Origin of the sequence: Pseudomonas sp. EL_65y_Pfl2_R96, from assembly GCF_963970905.1 — a bacterium.
Classification (GTDB): domain Bacteria; phylum Pseudomonadota; class Gammaproteobacteria; order Pseudomonadales; family Pseudomonadaceae; genus Aquipseudomonas.
The window spans coordinates 42587-62980 of sequence record NZ_CAXAQH010000037.1 but is presented as its reverse complement, the minus strand read 5'-3'; the positions used below and the strand labels follow the sequence as shown (position 1 = coordinate 62980).

The 20394-nt window shown below is 60.1% G+C and carries 22 protein-coding genes and 1 pseudogene; 15 read left to right on the top strand and 8 right to left on the bottom strand.

Annotation, left to right across the window (positions count from 1 at the left end; translation table 11 throughout):
• Positions 1 to 224: 224 nt before the first annotated feature.
• Together rpmG and rpmB are read right to left on the bottom strand one after the other, a co-directional pair.
• Positions 225 to 380 (bottom strand): 50S ribosomal protein L33, encoded by a 156-nt coding sequence (rpmG, locus tag AACY49_RS26280; RefSeq protein WP_007894709.1) that lies wholly within the window; start codon positions 378 to 380, stop codon positions 225 to 227.
• A gap of 11 nt (positions 381 to 391) precedes the next feature.
• Complete coding sequence (rpmB, locus tag AACY49_RS26275; RefSeq protein ID WP_007894701.1) at positions 392 to 625, bottom strand: 50S ribosomal protein L28; 234 nt, start codon at positions 623 to 625, stop codon at positions 392 to 394.
• 447 nt (positions 626 to 1072) lie between these two features.
• Here rpmB and AACY49_RS26270 point away from each other — a divergent pair, with 447 nt between their 5' ends.
• Positions 1073 to 2659, top strand: a complete 1587-nt coding sequence (locus tag AACY49_RS26270) for an ABC transporter substrate-binding protein (protein WP_339527312.1) — start codon at positions 1073 to 1075, stop codon at positions 2657 to 2659.
• 137 nt (positions 2660 to 2796) lie between these two features.
• Here the strand turns inward: AACY49_RS26270 and radC are convergent, their stop codons facing one another.
• On the bottom strand, positions 2797 to 3471 hold the full coding sequence (radC, locus tag AACY49_RS26265; protein ID WP_258698481.1) for a RadC family protein: 675 nt from the start codon (positions 3469 to 3471) through the stop codon (positions 2797 to 2799).
• Between the two features lie 135 nt (positions 3472 to 3606).
• Between radC and coaBC the strand changes: the two genes are divergently transcribed.
• The 4 genes and pseudogenes from coaBC (at position 3607) to argB (ending at position 7864) form a co-directional block, all read left to right on the top strand.
• Positions 3607 to 4815: a bifunctional phosphopantothenoylcysteine decarboxylase/phosphopantothenate--cysteine ligase CoaBC gene (gene coaBC / locus AACY49_RS26260; RefSeq protein WP_339527313.1), complete on the top strand. Its 1209-nt coding sequence runs from the start codon at positions 3607 to 3609 to the stop codon at positions 4813 to 4815.
• Between the two features lie 5 nt (positions 4816 to 4820).
• Positions 4821 to 5276, top strand: a complete 456-nt coding sequence (dut, locus tag AACY49_RS26255) for a dUTP diphosphatase (protein WP_258698480.1) — start codon at positions 4821 to 4823, stop codon at positions 5274 to 5276.
• Positions 5277 to 5529: 253 nt separating this feature from the next.
• Positions 5530 to 6933 (top strand): annotated as a pseudogene (locus AACY49_RS26250) (phosphomannomutase/phosphoglucomutase); the annotation flags it as partial.
• Positions 6934 to 6958: 25 nt separating this feature from the next.
• Positions 6959 to 7864 (top strand): acetylglutamate kinase, encoded by a 906-nt coding sequence (gene argB / locus AACY49_RS26245; RefSeq protein ID WP_071552791.1) that lies wholly within the window; start codon positions 6959 to 6961, stop codon positions 7862 to 7864.
• A gap of 205 nt (positions 7865 to 8069) precedes the next feature.
• Here argB and pyrE read toward each other — a convergent pair whose 3' ends face one another.
• A complete protein-coding gene (gene pyrE, locus AACY49_RS26240) occupies positions 8070 to 8714 on the bottom strand; it encodes an orotate phosphoribosyltransferase (RefSeq protein ID WP_339527311.1) in 645 nt (214 codons plus the stop codon).
• 82 nt (positions 8715 to 8796) lie between these two features.
• On the opposite strand from pyrE, the gene AACY49_RS26235 reads away from it, so the two are divergent.
• A complete protein-coding gene (locus AACY49_RS26235) occupies positions 8797 to 9576 on the top strand; it encodes an exodeoxyribonuclease III (RefSeq protein WP_007934608.1) in 780 nt (259 codons plus the stop codon).
• 112 nt (positions 9577 to 9688) lie between these two features.
• Here the strand turns inward: AACY49_RS26235 and AACY49_RS26230 are convergent, their stop codons facing one another.
• On the bottom strand, positions 9689 to 10057 hold the full coding sequence (locus AACY49_RS26230) for a DUF4870 domain-containing protein (RefSeq protein WP_339527310.1): 369 nt from the start codon (positions 10055 to 10057) through the stop codon (positions 9689 to 9691).
• Positions 10058 to 10087: 30 nt separating this feature from the next.
• Positions 10088 to 10810, bottom strand: coding sequence for a ribonuclease PH (gene rph, locus AACY49_RS26225; protein WP_258698477.1), 723 nt, complete (start codon positions 10808 to 10810; stop codon positions 10088 to 10090).
• 267 nt (positions 10811 to 11077) lie between these two features.
• On the opposite strand from rph, the gene AACY49_RS26220 reads away from it, so the two are divergent.
• From AACY49_RS26220 to AACY49_RS26195, 6 genes are all read left to right on the top strand, one after another.
• Positions 11078 to 11941: a YicC/YloC family endoribonuclease gene (locus tag AACY49_RS26220; protein ID WP_258698476.1), complete on the top strand. Its 864-nt coding sequence runs from the start codon at positions 11078 to 11080 to the stop codon at positions 11939 to 11941.
• Between the two features lie 12 nt (positions 11942 to 11953).
• Positions 11954 to 12574, top strand: coding sequence for a guanylate kinase (gmk, locus tag AACY49_RS26215; RefSeq protein WP_223490371.1), 621 nt, complete (start codon positions 11954 to 11956; stop codon positions 12572 to 12574).
• 167 nt (positions 12575 to 12741) lie between these two features.
• A complete protein-coding gene (gene rpoZ / locus AACY49_RS26210) occupies positions 12742 to 13005 on the top strand; it encodes a DNA-directed RNA polymerase subunit omega (protein ID WP_003177259.1) in 264 nt (87 codons plus the stop codon).
• 57 nt (positions 13006 to 13062) lie between these two features.
• Entirely contained in the window at positions 13063 to 15168 is a 2106-nt protein-coding gene (gene spoT / locus AACY49_RS26205; protein ID WP_007934594.1) for a bifunctional GTP diphosphokinase/guanosine-3',5'-bis pyrophosphate 3'-pyrophosphohydrolase, read from the top strand.
• A 24-nt stretch (positions 15169 to 15192) separates the two neighbouring features.
• Complete coding sequence (locus AACY49_RS26200) at positions 15193 to 15573, top strand: RidA family protein (protein ID WP_253546077.1); 381 nt, start codon at positions 15193 to 15195, stop codon at positions 15571 to 15573.
• Between the two features lie 68 nt (positions 15574 to 15641).
• Positions 15642 to 16382 (top strand): hypothetical protein, encoded by a 741-nt coding sequence (locus AACY49_RS26195; protein WP_258698474.1) that lies wholly within the window; start codon positions 15642 to 15644, stop codon positions 16380 to 16382.
• Positions 16383 to 16520: 138 nt separating this feature from the next.
• Here the strand turns inward: AACY49_RS26195 and AACY49_RS26190 are convergent, their stop codons facing one another.
• Positions 16521 to 17378, bottom strand: coding sequence for an SDR family oxidoreductase (locus AACY49_RS26190; RefSeq protein WP_320392906.1), 858 nt, complete (start codon positions 17376 to 17378; stop codon positions 16521 to 16523).
• Between the two features lie 189 nt (positions 17379 to 17567).
• Here AACY49_RS26190 and exbB point away from each other — a divergent pair, with 189 nt between their 5' ends.
• From exbB to AACY49_RS26175, 3 genes are read left to right on the top strand one after another with little or no spacing between them, the layout of a single operon-like run.
• A complete protein-coding gene (gene exbB / locus AACY49_RS26185; RefSeq protein ID WP_339527309.1) occupies positions 17568 to 18518 on the top strand; it encodes a tonB-system energizer ExbB in 951 nt (316 codons plus the stop codon).
• A gap of 6 nt (positions 18519 to 18524) precedes the next feature.
• Positions 18525 to 18953: a TonB system transport protein ExbD gene (exbD, locus tag AACY49_RS26180; protein ID WP_258698471.1), complete on the top strand. Its 429-nt coding sequence runs from the start codon at positions 18525 to 18527 to the stop codon at positions 18951 to 18953.
• A complete protein-coding gene (locus AACY49_RS26175) occupies positions 18950 to 19696 on the top strand; it encodes an energy transducer TonB family protein (protein WP_320392904.1) in 747 nt (248 codons plus the stop codon). The genes exbD and AACY49_RS26175 overlap by 4 nt, the downstream gene beginning before the upstream one ends.
• A gap of 62 nt (positions 19697 to 19758) precedes the next feature.
• On the opposite strand, the gene AACY49_RS26170 is transcribed toward AACY49_RS26175, so the two are convergent.
• Positions 19759 to 20394, bottom strand: a complete 636-nt coding sequence (locus AACY49_RS26170; protein WP_258698469.1) for an NADH:ubiquinone oxidoreductase subunit N — start codon at positions 20392 to 20394, stop codon at positions 19759 to 19761.

Sequence of the window (20394 nt, the reverse complement as noted above, 5' to 3'; positions counted from 1 at the left end):
AACCAGAGCGGAGAGGTGAATGGCAGCATGGGCTCCCACACGTGCTTTAAGCACTCCGGGCATTCAGCTTGCCACTCACCGCTCTCACCCTCAGTCTAAGTCCTGCGCAAGACACAAGCGGGCTTGCCCGCGATGGGGCCCTGACAGACAACACAAAATCCACAGGCAACAAAAAAGGCCCGTATCTCGCGATACGGGCCTTTTTCGTAAGAGGGAAAAATCAATTACTTGATTTTGCCTTCTTTGTAGATCACGTGCTTACGAACAACCGGATCAAATTTCTTGATCTCGATTTTGTCCGGAGTAGTGCGCTTGTTCTTGTCGGTAGTGTAGAAGTGACCAGTACCGGCGCTCGAAATCAAACGAATCAATTCACGCATGATTAGCTCCCTTAGATCTTGCCAGCTTTGCGAATTTCGGCCAGCACGACAGTGATGCCACGCTTGTCGATGATACGCATGCCTTTGGCAGATACGCGCAGACGCACGAAACGTTTCTCTTCTTCAACCCAGAAGCGGTGATGCTGCAGGTTCGGCAGGAAACGACGACGGGTTTTGTTGTTTGCGTGGGAAATGTTATTCCCAGTCACCGGACCCTTACCGGTAACTTGACATACTCTCGACATGCCTCAGCCCTCTAAAACCACATGCCCAACCCGGCATGGGTTGGCCGCTTAATCTCTCAGTCATTTGGCGCCAGGCGCCGCGTTTCTTTAGAGGTCTTACCGGCTACACCTACAAGTGAAGGAACCGGGCCCCTAGAAAAGAGCGCTGCTTTATACCAGAAAGACCAGAGAGCAACAACAACCGGTGTGCATTGAGTTGATAAAAACCCTGTTTTTCTGGCGCCAAACGCCTTGGACAAAGGCTGTGCCCGATAACGACCGCTCGTCGCAGAGAATCGGCCAACGGGCCCATTCCGGGTTTTTCTCAACCGTCACTCACCGAAAACAATCACCCATACTCCCCTCAAAATGAAAAAGGGGATAGTCATTTGCAAAAGAGCCCACTAGGGTAAGCCTTTTCCAGACTGCACTTGCAGATGGGCCTTCGATCTGTAAAGGAATCCGACCATGCGCCTCGCTGCCCTACCGCTGCTGCTTGCCCCGTTTCTGCTGAGCCCCCTGGCCCATGCCGCCGCCCTGAGCGTCTGCACCGAGGCCAGCCCGGAAGGGTTCGATGTGGTGCAATACAACTCGCTGACCACCACCAACGCCTCGGCCGACGTGCTGATGAACCGCCTGGTGGACTTCGACACCGCCAGCGGCAAAGTAGTCCCCAGCCTCGCGGACAGTTGGGAAGTCACGCCCGACGGCCTGACCTACGTCTTCAAATTGCACCCGCAGGTGAAATTTCATCGCACCGAATACTTCAGCCCGACGCGCGACCTGACCGCCGAAGACGTGAAGTTCAGCTTCGACCGCATGCTCGATCCGGCAAACCCGTGGCACAAAGTCGCCCAGAGCGGCTTCCCGCACGCCCAGTCGATGCAGTTACCCGCGCTGATCAAGAAGATCGACGCACTGGACCCGCTCACCATCCGCTTCACCCTCGATCACCCGGACTCGACTTTCCTGCCAACCCTGAGCATGGGTTTCGCCTCGATCTATTCGGCCGAATACGCCGATCAACTGATGAAGGCCGGCACGCCGGAAAAGCTCAACAGCCAGCCGATCGGCAGCGGGCCGTTCATTTTCACGCGCTTCCAGAAAGACGCCTCGATTCGCTACAAGGCCAACCGCGACTACTTCCAAGGCAAGCCATCGGTTGACCCACTGATCTTCGCCATCACCCCGGACGCCAACGTTCGCTTGCAGAAATTGCGCCGCAACGAGTGCCAGATCGCCCTGTCGCCGAAGCCTCTGGACGTACAAGCCGCATTGAAAGAGCCGGCCCTGAAAGTGGAAAAGACCGACGCGTTCATGACCGCGTTCGTCGGCATCAACAGCCAACATCCGCCGCTGGACAAGCCTGAAGTGCGCCAGGCGATCAACCTCGCATTCGACAAGGCCAACTACATCAAGGCTGTGTTCGAAGACACCGCCGAAGCCGCCAACGGCCCGTACCCACCCAATACCTGGAGCTACGCCAAAGGCTTGCCGGGCTACCCGCATGACGTCGAAAAGGCCCGCGCATTGATGGCCAAGGCCGGGCTCAAGAATGGTTTCCAGACCACCATCTGGACCCGCCCTTCCGGCAGCCTGCTGAACCCCAATCCGAGCCTCGGCGCACAATTGCTGCAGGCCGACCTGGCGGAAATCGGCATCCAGGCCGAGATCCGCGTAATCGAATGGGGTGAGCTGATTCGCCGTGCCAAGGCCGGCGAGCACGACCTTCTGTTCATGGGCTGGTCCGGCGACAACGGTGACCCGGACAACTTCCTCACGCCGCAGTTTTCCTGCGCGGCGGTCAAATCCGGCACCAACTTCGCCCGCTACTGCAATCAGGATCTGGACAAGCTGATCAGCGCCGGCAAGACCACCGACGAGCAAGGCGTACGCACCAAGCTCTACGAACAGGCCCAGACACAGATCCAGCAACAGGCATTGTGGCTGCCGCTGGCTCACCCGACCGCCTTTGCGCTGACGCGTAAAGACGTCGAGGGTTATGCAGTCAGCCCGTTTGGTCGCCAGGACTACTCCAAGGTCAACCTCAAGTAATCAGCGTCGACACAAAACCTGTGGGAGCGAGCCTGCTCGCGATAGCGTCCCTTCAGTCACTGAACAGGTTGACTGACACAACGCCATCGCGAGCAGACTCGCTCCCACATGGACTCACTTGGTTCCGCATCCCTCGCTCACATCCACCCATACTCAGCCATCGACAGCGGATCGCCGTCGCCGACGATGAAATGGTCGAGTACCCGCACATCAATCAGGTCCAGCGCCTCTTGCAGGCGCTTGGTCAGCGTGCGGTCGGCCTGGCTGGGGTTGGTGTTACCCGACGGATGGTTGTGGCAGAGGATCAACGCTGCGGCGTTGTGGACCAAGGCGCGCTTAACCACTTGCCTCGGATAAACACTGGTGCTGTCGATGGAGCCGCGAAACAGCACTTCAAAGGTCAGTACTTGATGCCTGGAATCCAGAAACAGACAGCCGAACACCTCGTGAGGCTCGTGGCGCAACATCGATTTCAGGTAATCACGAACCGCCTGCGGATTTTCCAGCGCCGATTTCTGGCGCGCACGTTCGGCCAAATGCCGCCGGCCCATTTCCTGGGCCGCTTGCAACTGAGCGAATTTTGCCGGCCCGAGACCCAGCTGCCTGCTGAACGCCGCCTGATCGGCCTCAAGTAGTGCGCGCAAACTGCCAAACTGATTCAACAGGTGTCGCGCCAGATCCACCGCGCTTTTACCCGATACGCCGGTTCTTAAAAAAATAGCCAGCAGCTCTGCGTCCGAAAGACTCCCCGAGCCAAACTCAAGCAACCTCTCCCGCGGCCGTTCCGCCGCCGGCCAATCGCGAATGCTCATAACACCTCCATGTCTGTGGGCGCCGCTGTTCCATAGCGGTCGCTGTGATATCGTAGCCCATCTTTTTTGCGGGCGATTTCACCCCTGGGGAGGGGGTATCGCAACGCAGTCATCAACGAAATGAAAGGCAGACCTATGCAGCGGCTGTATCGGAAACGCATCGTTCTGGGCGTCGGCGGCGGCATTGCTGCCTACAAGAGCGCCGAGCTGGTTCGCCGCCTGATCGACCAGGGCGCCGAAGTGCGCGTGGTCATGACCCGTGGCGGCAGCGAATTCATTACCCCGCTGACCATGCAGGCGTTGTCTGGGCATCCGGTCCATCTCGATTTGCTGGACCCGGCGGCCGAAGCCGCGATGGGCCACATCGAGCTGGCCAAATGGGCTGACCTGGTGCTGATCGCTCCCGCCACGGCGGACCTGATCGCGCGCCTGGCCCAAGGTATTGCCGACGACCTGCTGACCACTTTGGTGCTGGCCACCGACGCCGTGGTCGCGGTTGCCCCGGCAATGAACCAGGCCATGTGGCGTGACCCGGCGACCCAGGCGAACCTGCAAACCCTCGAAAGCCGTGACCTCAAGGTCTTCGGCCCAGCATCCGGCAGCCAGGCCTGCGGCGACGTCGGCATGGGCCGCATGCTCGAAGCCACCGACCTCGCCCAGTGCGCGGCAGACTGCTTCCAGCGCCAGGCGCTGACCGGCAAACACGTGCTGATCACCGCCGGCCCGACCCAGGAAAACATCGACCCGGTGCGCTATATCACCAACCACAGCTCCGGGAAAATGGGCTTTGCCCTGGCCGAAGCCGCGGTAGAAGCCGGCGCCCGCGTGACCCTGATCACAGGCCCCGTGCACCTGCCGACCCCGGATCGCGTCACGCGCATCGACGTGGTGAGTGCCCGCGACATGCTCGCTGCCTGCGAAGCGGCGATCCCTTGCGACCTGTTCATCGCCTCTGCTGCGGTCGCGGACTACCGTCCGGAAGTCGTCGCCCCACAGAAACTCAAGAAAGACCCTACGAGCGGCGACGGCTTGTTACTACAGATGGTGCGCAACCCAGACATCCTGGCCACCATCGCCACCCGTCCCGACCGTCCGTTCAGTGTCGGTTTCGCCGCCGAAACCGAACACTTGCTCGACTACGCTGCACGCAAGTTGAAAGACAAGAATCTCGATCTGATCGTCGCCAACGACGTCGCCAACCCGAGTATTGGCTTCAACAGCGAAGAAAACGCCTGCAGCGTGATTGATCGGGAGCTGCACGCCACTGTTTTTGCCCAGACCAGCAAGGGCAAGATTGCCCGCCAGCTGATCACTTTTATCGCCGAACGTCTGAACCAGGTTTAATTTACATGCACGCTTTGCAAGCCAAGATCCTCGACCCACGCATCGGCACCGAATTCCCGCTGCCGCAGTACGCCACGCCAGGCTCCGCCGGCCTCGACCTGCGCGCCATGCTGGAAAAAGATACCGTCATCAAGCCGGGCGAAACCCTGCTGATCCCTACTGGCCTGTCGGTGTACATCGGCGATCCGGGCCTGGCGGCCTTGATTCTTCCGCGCTCAGGCCTGGGCCATAAGCACGGCATCGTGCTGGGCAACCTGGTTGGCCTGATCGACTCCGATTACCAGGGCCCGCTGATGGTGTCGTGCTGGAACCGTGGCCAGGCCGACTTCAACATCGTCGTTGGCGAGCGTCTTGCCCAGCTGGTTCTGGTGCCGGTGGTTCAAGCGCACTTCGAAATGGTCGAAGAGTTCGTCGAAACCCAGCGCGGCACCGGCGGTTTCGGCCACTCCGGCAGCCACTGATCACAAAGGCCGGGCACCCTGCCCGGCCCGAATCCTGCATTTTGTATTCAAGGACGAAAAAATTGCGCAGACCTCACCTGAAAGGTTTACCGCCCAAAATCAAGGCATTGACCGGCCATTCACTCGCGAACACCGGTGACATGGCCTTTGCACACCACGAACTCTCTGCCGAAAACGCCGTCATACCCTTCAGTTTGAGCCAGCCCGCGAGTTTTTCGCCGGTTTGTCCAGCCACTTTAGAGATGGAGCATTTCCAGAAATGAGCACCCCAGCCCAAGTCGCACCTACGTTCCCCGACAGCATCTTCCGTGCCTACGACATTCGCGGCACCGTCCCGGAATTCTTGAACGCTGAAACCGCTTATTGGCTTGGTCGCGCCATCGGCTCCCAGAGCCTGGCCCAGGACGAACCCAACGTGTCCGTCGGCCGCGACGGTCGCCTGTCCGGCCCGGAACTGGTGGAACAACTGATTCAGGGTCTGGCCGACAGCGGTTGCCACGTCAGCGATGTGGGCCTGGTGCCAACGCCTGCGCTGTACTACGCCGCCAACGTACTGGCCGGCAAATCCGGCGTGATGCTCACCGGCAGCCACAACCCCTCGAACTACAACGGCTTCAAGATCGTCATTGCCGGTGACACCCTGGCCAACGAACAGATCCAGGCCCTGCACGAACGCCTCAAGACCAACAACCTGAGCAGCGGCAAGGGCAGCATCACCAAGGTCGAGATCCTCGACCGCTACAACACCGAAATCGTCCAGGACATCAAACTCGCCCGCCGCCTGAAAGTAGTGGTCGATTGCGGTAACGGCGCGGCCGGCGTGATCGCCCCGCAACTGATCGAAGCGCTGAACTGCGAAGTCATCCCGCTGTTTTGCGACGTCGACGGCAACTTCCCGAACCACCACCCGGACCCGGGCAAGCCTGAAAACCTCGTGGACCTGATCGCCAAGGTCAAGGAAACCAACGCTGACCTGGGCCTGGCCTTCGACGGCGATGGCGACCGCGTAGGCGTCGTCACCAACACCGGCAGCATCGTCTTCCCTGATCGCCTGCTGATGCTGTTCGCCCGCGACGTCGTGGCGCGCAACCCGAACGCGGAAATCATCTTCGACGTCAAATGCACCCGCCGCCTGGTCCCGCTGATCAAGGAATACGGCGGTCGTCCGCTGATGTGGAAAACCGGTCACTCGTTGATCAAAAAGAAAATGAAACAATCCGGCGCCCTGTTGGCCGGTGAAATGAGCGGGCACATCTTCTTCAAGGAACGCTGGTTCGGTTTCGACGACGGTATCTACAGCGCCGCGCGGCTGCTGGAGATCCTCAGCAAGGAAAAATCCACCGCGGAAGAGCTGTTCGCGACCTTCCCGAACGATATTTCTACGCCAGAGATCAATATCCATGTGACCGAAGAGAGCAAATTCAGCATCATTGATGCACTGCACGACGCGCAGTGGGGTGAAGGCGCCGACCTGACCACCATTGACGGCGTGCGAGTCGACTATGCCAAAGGCTGGGGCCTGGTTCGCGCCTCCAACACCACACCGGTGCTGGTGCTGCGCTTCGAGGCCGATGACGAGGCTGAATTGCAGCGCATCAAGGATGTGTTCCACGTCCAGCTGAAACGCGTTGCACCTGATCTCCAATTACCGTTTTGATCTTCTGAAGCACCCGGAGCCCTGAATGACCCTCGAACGCGAAGCCGCCGCCAACACCGCCAAGGTCCTGTCCGAAGCGCTGCCTTACATTCGCCGCTATGTCGGCAAGACGCTGGTGATCAAATACGGCGGCAACGCGATGGAAAGCGAGGAGCTGAAAACCGGCTTCGCCCGCGACATCGTGCTGATGAAAGCCGTCGGTATCAACCCGGTGGTGGTTCACGGCGGTGGCCCGCAAATCGGCGACCTGCTCAAGCGTCTGTCGATCGAGAGCCACTTCATCGATGGTATGCGCGTGACTGACGCGCAGACCATGGACGTGGTGGAGATGGTCCTCGGCGGCCAGGTGAACAAGGACATCGTCAACCTGATCAACCGTCATGGCGGCAGCGCCATCGGCCTGACCGGCAAAGACGCCGAGCTGATTCGCGCGAAAAAGCTCACTGTTACCCGTCAGACGCCGGAAATGACCCAGCCGGAAATCATTGATATTGGCCAGGTGGGCGAAGTGGTCGGCATCAACACCGACCTGCTGAACCTGCTGGTCAAAGGCGATTTCATCCCGGTGATCGCGCCAATCGGCGTGGGCGCCAACGGCGAGTCGTACAACATCAACGCCGACCTGGTGGCCGGTAAAGTGGCCGAAGCACTGAAGGCTGAAAAGCTGATGCTGCTGACCAACATCGCCGGCCTGATGGACAAGACCGGCAAGGTCCTGACCGGCCTGAGCACCCAGCAAGTCGACGAGCTGATCGCCGACGGCACCATCTACGGCGGCATGCTGCCGAAGATTCGTTGCGCGCTGGAAGCGGTACAAGGCGGCGTGGGCAGCTCGTTGATCATCGATGGTCGGGTGCCGAATGCGATTCTGCTGGAAATCTTCACCGACACGGGTGTGGGTACCTTGATCAGCAACCGCAAGCGTCACTAAGCAACACAAACAAAAAGACCCCGCTCAGCCAAGCTGAGCGGGGTCTTTTTTTGTATGCAATTCCTGTGGTAATTCACCTTTTGTGGCGAGGGAGCTTGCTCCCGCTTGAGTGCGCAGCACTCACAAAATCCTTGGATCTGCTACGCAGCCCAGCGGGAGCAAGCTCCCTCGCCACACAAGCCCGATACCACAGGGGGAATTGTGGTCAGACGCCAAATTTGGCGCGATAGGCTTCAACCGCCGGCAGGTGCTGCTTGAGCTGCGGATCATCCGCCAGGAACTCGAGCACCTGGTTCAGCGAAACAATGCTGATCACCGGAATACCGAAATCGCGCTCCACTTCCTGGATGGCCGACAATTCGCCGTTGCCACGCTCCTGACGGTTCAGGGCGATCAGCACGCCCTTGGCTTTGGCGCCGTCCTGGGAAGCGATGATCTGCATCACTTCACGGATGGCGGTGCCTGCGGTGATCACGTCGTCGATGATCAGCACGTCGCCGGTCAATGGCGCGCCGACCAGGCTGCCGCCTTCGCCATGGGCCTTGGCTTCCTTGCGGTTGAAGCACCATGGCAGATCACGGCCATGATGTTCGGCCAGCGCCACCGCAGTGGTCGCCGCCAGCGGGATGCCTTTGTAGGCCGGGCCGAACAGCACGTCGAACGAAATACCGCTCTCGACGATGGCTGCCGCATAGAAACGCCCCAGCTGCGCCAGGGCGGAACCCGAGTTGAACAGGCCGGCATTGAAGAAGTAAGGACTGGTGCGTCCGGACTTCAGGGTGAACTCACCGAAGCGCAAAACGCCACGATCAATGGCAAAACGAATGAAGTCGCGCTGATACGCTTGCATGAAAAAAACCCCAAATACCACGGATTTAGCTAATTAGGTAGACGCCGTGTATCATACCCGCACGCGATTTTTGGGGCCACTTATGCGGATCATCAGTGTGAACGTCAATGGTATTCAGGCTGCAGTCGAGCGTGGTTTGCTCAGTTGGCTGCAAGCACAGAATGCCGACGTCATCTGCCTGCAGGACACCCGTGCCTCCGCCTTTGAACTGGACGATCCAGCCTTCCAACTGGATGGCTACTTCCTTTATGCCTGCGAAGCCGAAGTTCCCGCCCAAGGTGGCGTGGCTTTGTACTCGCGGTTGCAACCGAAGGCTGTCATCAGCGGTCTTGGCTTCGAGACGGCCGACCGCTACGGGCGTTACCTGCAAGCCGATTTCGACAAGGTCAGCATCGCGACCTTGCTGCTCCCTTCGGGGCAGAACGGCGATGAAGACTTGAACCAGAAGTTCAAGCTAATGGACGACTTCGCCCGTTATCTGGATAAACAGCGGCGCAAACGTCGCGAGTACATTTATTGTGGCTCGCTGTACGTGGCGCAACAGAAGCTGGATATCAAGAACTGGCGCGACAGCCAGCAATCCCCGGGCTTCCTGGCGCCTGAGCGTGCCTGGATGGACGAGATTGTCGGCAACATGGGTTACGTCGATGCCCTGCGGGAAGTCAGCCGTGAAGGCGACCAGTACAGCTGGTGGCCGGACAACGAACAGGCCGAGATGCTCAACCTGGGCTGGCGCTTCGACTACCAGTTGCTGACCCCGGGCCTGCGCCGCTTCGTACGCAGTGCGCGCCTGCCGCGTCAGCCACGGTTCTCGCAGCATGCGCCACTGATCGTGGACTACGACTGGACGCTGACGATCTAAGCGTCTTTTCGCAGATGCAAAAAAGCCGACATCGCTGTCGGCTTTTTTGTGCGCGCTGATTATCCAATGTGGAAGCGAGCAAGCCCGCTCCCACAGGGGATCAGCGGTGTATTTATGTCACCAACCGCCAAGTGAAGGGATAGCGGTAAGGCACCCCGTCATTGGCCTTGAGCCCGGCAATGATGCACAGCACCATCGCCCCGATCAGCACCAACGGCAGCAGCACAAAGCCGATCAACACCAGCATCAGCAGGTAACAGATGCCCGAGACCAGCGCCACGGTGATCTGAAAGTTCAGCGCTTCTTTGCCCTGGGCGTCAATGAACGGATCGGTTTCACGCTTCCACTGCCAGAGTATCAGCGGCCCGATCAGGTGACCGAGCGGAAACCAGACTCCGAGAAACGCCGAGAGGTGACAAAACATCGCCCACTGGCGAGCCTCGGGGCTCGGGGCGGGGAGCAACTGCTGTTCATCACTCATGGCGCTCTCCTTTGCCGGACGTCAAAACAATCAGTCGGCCAGTGCAGCCTTCTGCAGTTCGAAAATCTCGATCATGCCTTTCTTCGCCAGTGCCAGCATCGCGTTCAGCTCTTCCGGCTGGAACGGCGCGCCTTCGGCAGTGCCCTGAACTTCGATGAAGCCACCCGTGCTGGTCATCACCACGTTAAGGTCAGTCTCGGCCGCCGAGTCTTCCAGGTAGTCGAGGTCAAGCACAGGCTCGCCCTGGTACATGCCCACCGACACGGCAGCGATCATTTGCTTGAGCGGGTCGCCACCTTTGAGGCCGCCACGCTTCTTGATCACTTTCAAGGCATCGACCAGTGCAACCATGGCGCCAGTGATGGACGCGGTGCGGGTACCGCCGTCAGCCTGGATCACGTCGCAGTCGACGTACAAGGTGATGTCGCCCAGCTTGGACATGTCCAGCGCAGCGCGCAGGGAGCGGCCAATCAGCCGCTGGATTTCCAGAGTGCGGCCACCTTGCTTGCCACGGCTCGCTTCACGCTGGTTACGCTCGCCGGTGGCGCGCGGCAGCATGCCGTATTCAGCGGTCAACCAGCCCTGGCCCTGACCTTTGAGGAAACGCGGCACGCCGTTCTCGACGCTGACGGTGCAGATGACCTTGGTATCACCGAACTCGACCAGCACAGAACCCTCGGCGTGTTTGGTGTAGTTGCGGGTAATGCGGATCGAGCGGAGCTGATCGGCAGCGCGACCACTTGGACGTTTCATAGGGATTACCTGTACGGGGGACGGAAAACTGCCGAGCATTATAGAGCCGTGGGCCGCGACTGGGCACTTCTAAAAAAATCGCCCGACGATTGAAGCCCTGAATAGAGCGTAGCCGACGGCCTGCAGCTCTTTGTCACAGCGTGTGTTTGGGCGCATCCGCCCCACTGCGCTACAATCCTGCGCCTTTGCTGCCTGTCGGCTTTAATTCACAGATAGCGGGTCCGCGAAACTCTGGTTACGCGACGACCTGCATTGCGAGGTACCTCCATGGTGCACAGCATGACCGCCTTCGCCCGCGTCGAGAAAGCCGGCGTCCAGGGCACCCTGAGCTGGGAGCTGCGCTCGGTCAACAGCCGCTACCTGGAACCCCATCTGCGCCTGCCGGAATCATTCCGCGACCTCGAGGGCGCGGTCCGCGAAGCCCTGCGCCAGGGAATTTCCCGAGGCAAGCTCGAATGCACCCTGCGCTTTACCGAAGAAAGCACCGGTAAACCGTTGCAGGTGGATCGCGAACGCGCCGCTCAACTGGTCGCTGCCGCCGAGACGGTCGCCAGCCTGATCAAGAACCCGGCCGCGCTGAACCCGCTGGAAGTCCTGGCCTGGCCCGGCGTGCTGGTGGCCGATGCCGCCGATCCGCAAGCGCTGAATGCCGAAGCCCTGGCGCTGTTCAACCTGGGTCTGAAGGAACTCAAGGCCGGCCGCGAGCGCGAAGGCGCAGAGCTGGCGCGGTTGATCAACGAGCGCCTGACGTCCATCGAGGAAGATGTGGTGACCCTGCGTGAACTGGTCCCGCAAATGCTTGCCACCCAGCGCCAGAAAGTCCTCGACCGTTTCACCGACATGAAGGCCGACCTCGACCCGCAGCGACTGGAACAGGAAATGGTCATGCTCGCGCAAAAGAGCGACGTCGCCGAAGAACTGGATCGTCTGAGCACTCACATCATCGAAGTTCGTCGGGTACTCAAATCCGGTGGCGCCGCCGGTCGGCGCCTGGACTTCCTGATGCAGGAGCTCAACCGCGAAGCCAACACACTGGGCTCCAAAGCCTTCGACCCGCGCAGCACACAGGCGGCGGTCAACCTCAAAGTGTTGATCGAGCAGATGCGCGAACAAGTGCAGAATATTGAGTAAGGCAAACCCGACATGACCCACAGCACCGGCACCCTATACATCATTTCTGCGCCTTCGGGCGCGGGCAAGAGCAGCCTGGTCAAAGCCCTGACCGATACTGATCCGGCGATCCGCGTCTCGGTCTCCCACACCACCCGCGCCATGCGCCCAGGTGAAGTGAACGGCGTGAACTATCACTTCGTCTCGCGTGAAGCGTTCGTGAAGATGGGCGAGCATGGTGACTTCCTCGAGCGCGCCGAAGTGTTCGGCAATCTCTACGGTACGTCCCAAAGCCACCTGCAGCAGACACTGGACGCGGGCCATGACCTGATTCTGGAAATCGACTGGCAGGGTGCAGAGCAAGTGCGCAAGTTGATGCCGCAAGCCCGCTCGATTTTCATTCTACCGCCGTCCCTGGAGGCCTTGCACCAGCGCCTGACCAATCGAGGCCAGGACAGCGACGAGATCATTGACGGCCGGATGCGCGAAGCCGTCAGCGAGATGAGCCACTACGTCGACTATGACTACCTGATCATCAACGACGATTTTTCCCACGCACTGGACGATCTGAAGGCGATTTTCCGCGCCAATCAGCTGCATCAGAAGCGTCAGCAGCAGCGTCATGGCAAGTTATTGGCTGAATTGCTTGGCTAAACAGCTCTTCCCAAAACCGCTGCAAGGGCTTTACATTGGCACTTATAGCGCGTTGAAGAGCCTGGTCAAAAAATCAGCGCTTCCCTAATCGCTGGTGATTTTTTAAACTGTTGAGTCCGCTCGCCCAACCGGGCAGCGCGCATATTGCATTCGCTCCGAGGAATACCATGGCCCGCGTAACCGTTGAAGACTGCCTAGAACACGTGGAAAACCGCTTTGAGCTGGTCATGCTCTCTACCAAGCGTGCCCGTCAACTGGCCACCGGTGGCAAAGAGCCCCTGGTTCAGTGGGAAAACGACAAGCCTACTGTTGTAGCGCTGCGTGAAATCGCTGAAGGCCTGATGAGCTACGAGTTCATCGCCAACGCTGAAATCGTCGAAGACGAACCGCTGTTCGCAGCGTTCGAGGACGAGTCCAACGAGGCAGTATAAGGTCATGCCTGGTCGACGTAGCACGGCGCGGGGTCATAGCAAACGGCAGGAATTATCATGCCGAGCATAGACGCCCTCGCCGATCGCTTATCGACCTACCTCGGCAAGGACCAGGTCAATCTGGTCCGCCGAGCGTACTTCTACGCCGAACAAGCCCATGACGGCCAACGCCGCCGTAGCGGTGAGGCGTACGTCACGCACCCACTCGCGGTTGCGAATATTCTTGCCGACATGCACATGGACCATCAGAGCCTGATGGCTGCGATGCTGCATGACGTGATCGAAGACACCGGTATTGCCAAGGAAGCGCTGCAAGCGCAGTTCGGCGAAACCGTGGCCGAACTGGTCGACGGGGTCAGCAAACTGACCCAGATGAACTTCGAGACCAAAGCCGAAGCCCAGGCCGAAAACTTCCAGAAAATGGCCATGGCCATGGCGCGCGACATTCGCGTGATCCTGGTCAAACTGGCCGACCGCCTGCACAACATGCGCACCCTGGAAGTACTGTCCGGCGAAAAACGTCGACGGATCGCCAAGGAAACCCTGGAAATCTATGCACCCATCGCCAACCGGCTGGGCATGCACGCCATCCGCATAGAGTTCGAAGACCTCGGCTTCAAGGCGATGCACCCGATGCGTTCCGCGCGGATCAACCAGGCGGTCAAGCGCGCCCGGGGCAACCGCAAGGAAATCGTCAACAAGATCGAAGAGTCCCTCAGCCACTGCCTGGCCATCGACGGCATTCAGGGCGAGGTCAGCGGTCGTCAGAAACACCTCTACGGCATCTACAAGAAAATGCGCGGCAAGCGTCGAGCCTTCAACGAGATCATGGACGTCTACGCGTTCCGGATCATCGTCGACAAGGTCGATACCTGCTACCGCGTGCTGGGTGCCGTACATAATTTGTACAAACCGTTGCCGGGGCGCTTCAAGGATTACATCGCGATCCCCAAGGCCAACGGCTACCAGTCGCTGCATACCACGCTGTTCGGCATGCACGGTGTACCGATCGAGATCCAGATCCGCACCCGTGAAATGGAAGAGATGGCCAACAACGGCATCGCCGCCCACTGGCTGTACAAATCCAGCGGCGACGAGCAGCCCAAAGGCACCCATGCCCGCGCCCGCCAGTGGGTCAAAGGCGTGCTGGAAATGCAGCAACGGGCCGGCAACTCGCTGGAATTCATCGAGAGCGTGAAGATCGACCTGTTCCCGGACGAGGTCTACGTGTTCACGCCCAAGGGCCGGATCATGGAGCTGCCCAAAGGCTCCACGGCGGTCGACTTCGCTTACGCGGTGCACACCGACGTGGGCAACAGCTGCATTGCCTGCCGGATCAACCGTCGTCTCGCGCCGCTGTCCGAACCGCTGCAAAGCGGCTCCACGGTCGAGATCGTCAGCGCCCCTGGCGCGCGGCCGAACCCGGCATGGCTCAACTTCGTGGTCACCGGCAAAGCGCGGACCCACATCCGCCATGCGCTGAAACTGCAACGCCGCTCCGAATCCATCAGCCTCGGCGAACGCCTGCTGAACAAGGTGCTCAACGGTTTCGACAGCTCCCTGGAAAAAGTTCCGGCCGAGCGCGTGCAGTTGATGCTCCACGAATACCGCCTCGAACTGATCGAAGACCTGCTCGAAGACATCGGCCTGGGTAATCGCATGGCTTACGTGGTCGCCCGTCGTCTGCTGGGCGAAGGCGAACAGCTGCCGAGCCCAGAAGGTCCGCTGGCGATTCGTGGCACCGAAGGTCTGGTGCTCAGTTACGCCAAGTGTTGCACGCCGATCCCGGGCGACCCGATTGTCGGCCATCTGTCCGCCGGCAAAGGGATGGTGGTGCACCTGGACAACTGCCGCAACATCAGCGAAATCCGCCATAACCCGGAAAAATGCATCCAGCTCTCGTGGGCCAAGGATGTCACCGGCGAATTCAACGTCGAGCTGCGCGTCGAACTGGAACACCAGCGCGGCCTGATCGCCCTGCTGGCCAGCAGCGTCAACGCGGCCGACGGCAATATCGAAAAAATCAGCATGGACGAACGCGACGGTCGTATCAGCGTGGTCCAACTGGTGGTCAGTGTGCACGACCGTGTGCACCTGGCCCGCGTGATCAAGAAACTGCGCGCCCTGACCGGCGTGATCCGCATCACCCGCATGCGCGCGTAGCCCACCCTTCACAAGGAGTCTTACATGACCAAGACCGTTATCAACAGCGACAAGGCCCCGGCCGCCATCGGTACTTACTCCCAGGCGATCAAGGCTGGCAACACCGTTTACATGTCGGGTCAGATTCCTCTGGACCCAAAAACCATGGAACTGGTCGAAGGCTTCGAAGCCCAGACCGTCCAGGTGTTCGAGAACCTCAAAGCCGTGGCTGAAGCGGCCGGTGGTTCGTTCAAGGACATCGTCAAACTGAACATCTTCCTCACCGACCTGAGCCACTTCGCCAAGGTTAACGAGATCATGGGCAAGTACTTCGACCAGCCATACCCGGCCCGCGCCGCCATCGGCGTAGCGGCCCTGCCAAAGGGTGCGCAGGTTGAAATGGATGCCATTCTGGTCATCGAGTAAACGTGCGGCGCAGCCTTGCGAGGCTGCGCCGACTGATCTTGTAAAAAGGGTTCTGAAAGGATTCCACCATGCGCCAAGCGCTAGTTCTCTCGCTGGTCGCCCTACTCTTGGGCGGATGTGCCAGCAACCCTGCCGACCGTGATATCAGCGGCACCTGGATCAATCAGGTGGCGATCGATGCTGCATCCAAAGGCGGCCCCCTGCGTGAAGCGCTCCAGGCCTATGGCCCGAACCTGGAATGGGACGTCAACACCAAGGCCGGTCAGGCCCGCTACACCAATGGTTTTGAAAACGTCGAAGGCAAGCTGCTGGGCGAACAGTCCGGCGCCTGGAAAATCGACTTTTATGGCAGCTCCGCCAGCGAGCTGAAGCGTGACGGCAAGCAACTGAGCCAGGCCGCCAACGACAACGAGCCGGAGCAAGTCTTCGACCGCGCATCGGTCCAGGTGCCGGACGGCGCACCGATTGGCGCGAGTTTCGAGCGGGCGCTGTATTCGGCTTATATGGGCGGCAGCTGGAAAATCCTCAGCGGCCCCGGCGAAGGCAACACCGTGCAGTTCCAGGCCGATGGCCAGGTTGCCGGTCTTCCGGGTACCGATCGTTATGCTCTGTGCCTGGCAGGCGATTGCGCGTCGATGAGTGGCGGCCACGACAACATCTGGCTGCAGGTGAACGGCCAGGGCAATACCTGGATCTTTGCGCGCAAGGGCAAGGAACTGGAGATTTTCCAGACCGTGAATACCGCACTGGCGGACGAAATGCCTTCGTTTACGCCGGGTGATCGCAAATGGTTGCTGGAAAAGCAGTAACCCGAATCTGAAGCCAACAGATAACCCTGTGGGAGCGGGCTTGTCCGCGATGAGGCCATAACATTCAACATCCAGGTTGACTGTTACACCGCCATCGCGGGCAAGCCCGCTCCCACAGTTGTAGTGTGTAACCGGATTTCAGCAGCGACCTTCGAGGATCGCAGCGTAGCCTTCGCGGAAACTCGGATATTTTGGTTTCCAACCCAACGCCTTCGCCCGGGCATTGCTGCAGCGCTTGCTGCCGGCACGACGCACACTCGCATCCTCGGCCCATTCGGTCACACCCAGATACTCACGCAACCAGCCCACCACCTCCGCCAATGACGCGGGCGCATCGTCGACGCCTATATAGTCATCATCCAGCGTCACCCCACGCCGATCCTCCTCAAGCAGAAACGCCAGCAACCCCGCAGCGTCATCGACGTGAATGCGGTTGGCGTACAACGGTGGATCGATCGCCACGCGATAACCGCGACGGACCTGGGTCAGCAGCCACTCTCGGCCCGGACCATAAATGCCGGTCAGGCGCACGATGCTGGCCGGAATGCCGCTATCACGCGCCACTTGCTCGGCCTCCAGCATCACACGCCCTGAATAGCCAGCCGCCACGGTCGGCGAGTTCTCGTCGACCCACTCGCCCTCTTGCTGACCGTAAACGCTGCTGCTGGAAACGAATAGCAGCCGATTGGGCACTTGCCCGTAGTCCCCCAGCCATTCCAGCACGTGTTGCAAACCCTGAATATAAGCGGCGCGGTATCCGGCCTCATCGTGATCGGTAGCCGCCGCGCAATACACCAGGTAATCCACCGCGCCGATTGGCCAGGTCGGCGGGCAGTCTTTATTGAACAAGTCACCGGCAACGCCAATCACCCCTTGGGGCAAGCGTGAGACGTCACGCCGCAAACCGTGAACCTCCCACCCTGAATTCAGCAATTGCGTGGCCAGACGACTGCCGACATCACCGCAGCCGGCGATCAAAACAGAAGGCGCGGACATCAGAAAACTCCTATCGGAAAGCCACAGACTAGCGCCGGCAAGGGACGAGCGGCTAGCAATGAAGTAAAAAAAGATACTCTATTACTTTTGTTAACAAGAATTACTTGCAATAATGCACGCCACTTTTGTTCTCGGCCTCACGAGGCCTGGAAGAACACTTACCGTCTTTTCCTCTCAGGTCCGGCCAGCATGACACGCAATCAATTCCCCGCTTCGCCAACCAAACGACCTCGCGCCTGGAGTGCGGTGGCCGCCCTGTTGCTCAGCCTGATGCTGGCGCCGACCGCCGCATTCGCCGATGCACAAGCGCCAGCCACACAGCCTGCCGCCGCTCAGACACCAGCCGTTCAAACCGCACCTGCCGCGACCGACCCGGCTCAGGCCGTAGACGCTGCTGACGTGTCGGAAGTCCTCGAAGCCGACAACTCGCTGGGCATGGCCCATGACCTGTCGCCGTGGGGCATGTACCAGAACGCCGACATTATCGTGAAGATCGTGATGATCGGCCTGGCCATCGCCTCGATCATCACCTGGACTATCTGGATCGCCAAGGGCTTCGAGTTGATCGGCGCCAAGCGTCGTCTGCGTGTTGAAATCGCCCACCTGAAAAAAGCCGCCACCCTTAAAGAAGCCAGCGCGACGGCGGCCAAGGAAGGCACACTCGCCAACCTGCTGGTTCACGACGCGCTGGAAGAAATGCGCCTGTCGGCCAACAGCCGCGAAAAAGAAGGCATCAAGGAACGTGTGAGCTTTCGTCTGGAGCGCCTGGTTGCCGCCTGCGGTCGCAACATGAGCAGCGGCACCGGCGTGCTCGCCACCATCGGTTCCACCGCACCGTTCGTCGGCCTGTTCGGCACCGTGTGGGGCATCATGAACAGTTTCATCGGCATCGCCAAAACCCAGACCACCAACCTCGCCGTCGTGGCCCCCGGCATCGCCGAAGCCCTGTTGGCGACCGCGCTGGGTCTGGTTGCAGCGATTCCTGCGGTGGTCATCTACAACGTCTTCGCCCGCTCCATCGCCGGTTACAAAGCGCAAGTGTCCGATGCCTCGGCAGAAGTCCTGCTGCTGGTCAGCCGTGACCTCGACCACCTGCCGCCCGAGCGCATCTCGCAACCGCACATGGTGAAAGTGGGGTAATCGACCATGGGCCTGCATTTGAAAGAAGGCGCAGACGACGATCTGGCCGAGAACCACGAAATCAATGTCACGCCGTTCATCGACGTGATGCTGGTGCTGTTGATCATCTTCATGGTGGCGGCGCCGCTGGCCACCGTGGACATCAAGGTCGACCTGCCCGCCTCCACCGCCAAACCGGCGCCTCGGCCAGAAAAACCGGTGTTCCTCAGCGTGAAAGCTGACCAGCGCCTGTTCCTCGGCGAAGACGAAGTGAAGGCCGAAGCCCTCGGCGCCACACTCGACGCCAAGACCCGGGGCAAGAAAGACACGACGATCTTCTTCCAGGCTGACAAAGGCGTGGACTACGGCGACCTGATGAGCGTGATGGACGCCCTGCGCGCCGCCGGTTACCTGAAGGTCGGCCTGGTCGGACTCGAGACGGCAGCCAAGAAATGATCAACATGCGCCAAAAGCTGACGCGTTACAGCGCGAGCCTGGCCGTGGTGCTGGGCATCCATGCGCTGGCCATTGCGCTGGCGCTGAACTGGACGTCGCGCCCGCCGATCGAGCTGCCACCGCAAGCGATGATGGTCGAACTGGCGCCGCTTCCAGCCCCGCCACCGCCCGCACCGCCAAAGGTGATCACGCCACCGCAGCCACCGGCCCCGGTGGAAGAACTGCCGCTGCCGAAACTCGCTGAAGCGCCGAAGGCCGAGATTGCCGTGCCCAAGCCGGTCAAACCCAAGCCGAAGCCTCAACCGCCCAAGCCTGTGGAGAAAAAGCCGGAGCCGCCGAAGGAAAAGCCTTCCGAGGAAAAACCGAGCGACGCGCAACCGACCCAGGCACCGACGGAGAAATCCGCTCAGCCGGCACCCGGCCCATCACCGGCGCAACAAGCTGCCAAGGCCAGCTGGCAAGGCACCCTGCTCGCGCACCTGGCCAAGTACAAAAAGTACCCGGCCAGTGCACAGCAGCGGGGCAAGGAAGGCTTGAACCGTCTGCGCTTCGTAGTGGATGCCGAAGGTAACGTGTTGTCGTTCGAACTGGTGGGCCGCTCCGGCAACGCCGATCTGGACCGGGCCACCCTGGAAATGATCCGCCGCGCCCAACCGCTGCCCAAGCCACCGGCCGACATGCTGAACAACGGTTCCATCGAAATCGTTGCGCCGTTTGTTTACTCGCTGGAACGACGCCGTTAAAACACCGCCCCCCATGTGGGAGCGGGCTTGCTCGCGAAGGCATCAGTCCCGCCAACACTGGATCAGGAATACTGAACCTCGATCTCATCAAGCTGATGATCAAAGCTTTTCAACCGCGCGGTCCACGTATACACCAGCACTTCAAAATCCCGATTGATCACCGCCCCGCCGGTCACTTCCGCCCGCGGGTCGCAGAAGTCCAGCTGATAACGCTCGCGAGCCATGGCGTTGGCGACATCAGACAGTTCTCGGGCATTGTTGAGCCAGTGCCACCCCTCGTCGGGTACTTGCTTGTCCAGCGCCAGGCACTGTTTCTTCAAGGTTTCGAGGCTTTTTTCCAGCGGCGTGCCGGTGAGTTCGCCCATGACTTCCTGGAAGGTGCGCCCCGGTTGCCAGTAACTGCCCCAGAAATACCGGTCAAACACCGTTTCTACCCGGCGCAAAGCCACCTTGGTGTCCCAGATCAGCACCAGGGTTTTGCCTTGCTCGAGTTGTCGTCTCTTGATGCGCTGGTTCTGGAGCGAGGCCCAGGCGACCACCACGATAGCCATCACGGCGATCAGCGCCGCCACGCTGTCGAGGAAGATCAGCGCCTTGTCGAGCTGGTGGGCCAGCATGACACCGTAGAAATAGGTGGCCGACAGCAAAACCAATGCCGCAATGGCGCACCAGAAGCCGGGAGCATAAGGGTTTTTCAT

Excerpts from the sequence above, each read along its gene's own strand:
- rph (WP_258698477.1), bottom strand. The coding sequence starts at position 10,810 with ATGAAACGTCCAAGTGGTCGCGCTGCCGATCAGCTCCGCTCGATCCGC.
- AACY49_RS26175 (WP_320392904.1), top strand. The coding sequence starts at position 18,950 with ATGATCAACATGCGCCAAAAGCTGACGCGTTACAGCGCGAGCCTGGCC.
- AACY49_RS26170 (WP_258698469.1), bottom strand. The coding sequence starts at position 20,394 with ATGAAAAACCCTTATGCTCCCGGCTTCTGGTGCGCCATTGCGGCATTG.
- AACY49_RS26200 (WP_253546077.1), top strand. The coding sequence starts at position 15,193 with ATGACCAAGACCGTTATCAACAGCGACAAGGCCCCGGCCGCCATCGGT.
- radC (WP_258698481.1), bottom strand. The coding sequence starts at position 3,471 with ATGAGCATTCGCGATTGGCCGGCGGCGGAACGGCCGCGGGAGAGGTTG.
- gmk (WP_223490371.1), top strand. The coding sequence starts at position 11,954 with ATGACCCACAGCACCGGCACCCTATACATCATTTCTGCGCCTTCGGGC.
- AACY49_RS26195 (WP_258698474.1), top strand. The coding sequence starts at position 15,642 with ATGCGCCAAGCGCTAGTTCTCTCGCTGGTCGCCCTACTCTTGGGCGGA.
- AACY49_RS26235 (WP_007934608.1), top strand. The coding sequence starts at position 8,797 with ATGCGGATCATCAGTGTGAACGTCAATGGTATTCAGGCTGCAGTCGAG.
- exbB (WP_339527309.1), top strand. The coding sequence starts at position 17,568 with ATGACACGCAATCAATTCCCCGCTTCGCCAACCAAACGACCTCGCGCC.
- argB (WP_071552791.1), top strand. The coding sequence starts at position 6,959 with ATGACCCTCGAACGCGAAGCCGCCGCCAACACCGCCAAGGTCCTGTCC.
- exbD (WP_258698471.1), top strand. The coding sequence starts at position 18,525 with ATGGGCCTGCATTTGAAAGAAGGCGCAGACGACGATCTGGCCGAGAAC.
- spoT (WP_007934594.1), top strand. The coding sequence starts at position 13,063 with ATGCCGAGCATAGACGCCCTCGCCGATCGCTTATCGACCTACCTCGGC.
- AACY49_RS26230 (WP_339527310.1), bottom strand. The coding sequence starts at position 10,057 with ATGAGTGATGAACAGCAGTTGCTCCCCGCCCCGAGCCCCGAGGCTCGC.
- rpmG (WP_007894709.1), bottom strand. The coding sequence starts at position 380 with ATGCGTGAATTGATTCGTTTGATTTCGAGCGCCGGTACTGGTCACTTC.
- AACY49_RS26270 (WP_339527312.1), top strand. The coding sequence starts at position 1,073 with ATGCGCCTCGCTGCCCTACCGCTGCTGCTTGCCCCGTTTCTGCTGAGC.
- rpoZ (WP_003177259.1), top strand. The coding sequence starts at position 12,742 with ATGGCCCGCGTAACCGTTGAAGACTGCCTAGAACACGTGGAAAACCGC.
- AACY49_RS26190 (WP_320392906.1), bottom strand. The coding sequence starts at position 17,378 with ATGTCCGCGCCTTCTGTTTTGATCGCCGGCTGCGGTGATGTCGGCAGT.
- rpmB (WP_007894701.1), bottom strand. The coding sequence starts at position 625 with ATGTCGAGAGTATGTCAAGTTACCGGTAAGGGTCCGGTGACTGGGAAT.
- AACY49_RS26220 (WP_258698476.1), top strand. The coding sequence starts at position 11,078 with ATGGTGCACAGCATGACCGCCTTCGCCCGCGTCGAGAAAGCCGGCGTC.
- dut (WP_258698480.1), top strand. The coding sequence starts at position 4,821 with ATGCACGCTTTGCAAGCCAAGATCCTCGACCCACGCATCGGCACCGAA.
- coaBC (WP_339527313.1), top strand. The coding sequence starts at position 3,607 with ATGCAGCGGCTGTATCGGAAACGCATCGTTCTGGGCGTCGGCGGCGGC.
- pyrE (WP_339527311.1), bottom strand. The coding sequence starts at position 8,714 with ATGCAAGCGTATCAGCGCGACTTCATTCGTTTTGCCATTGATCGTGGC.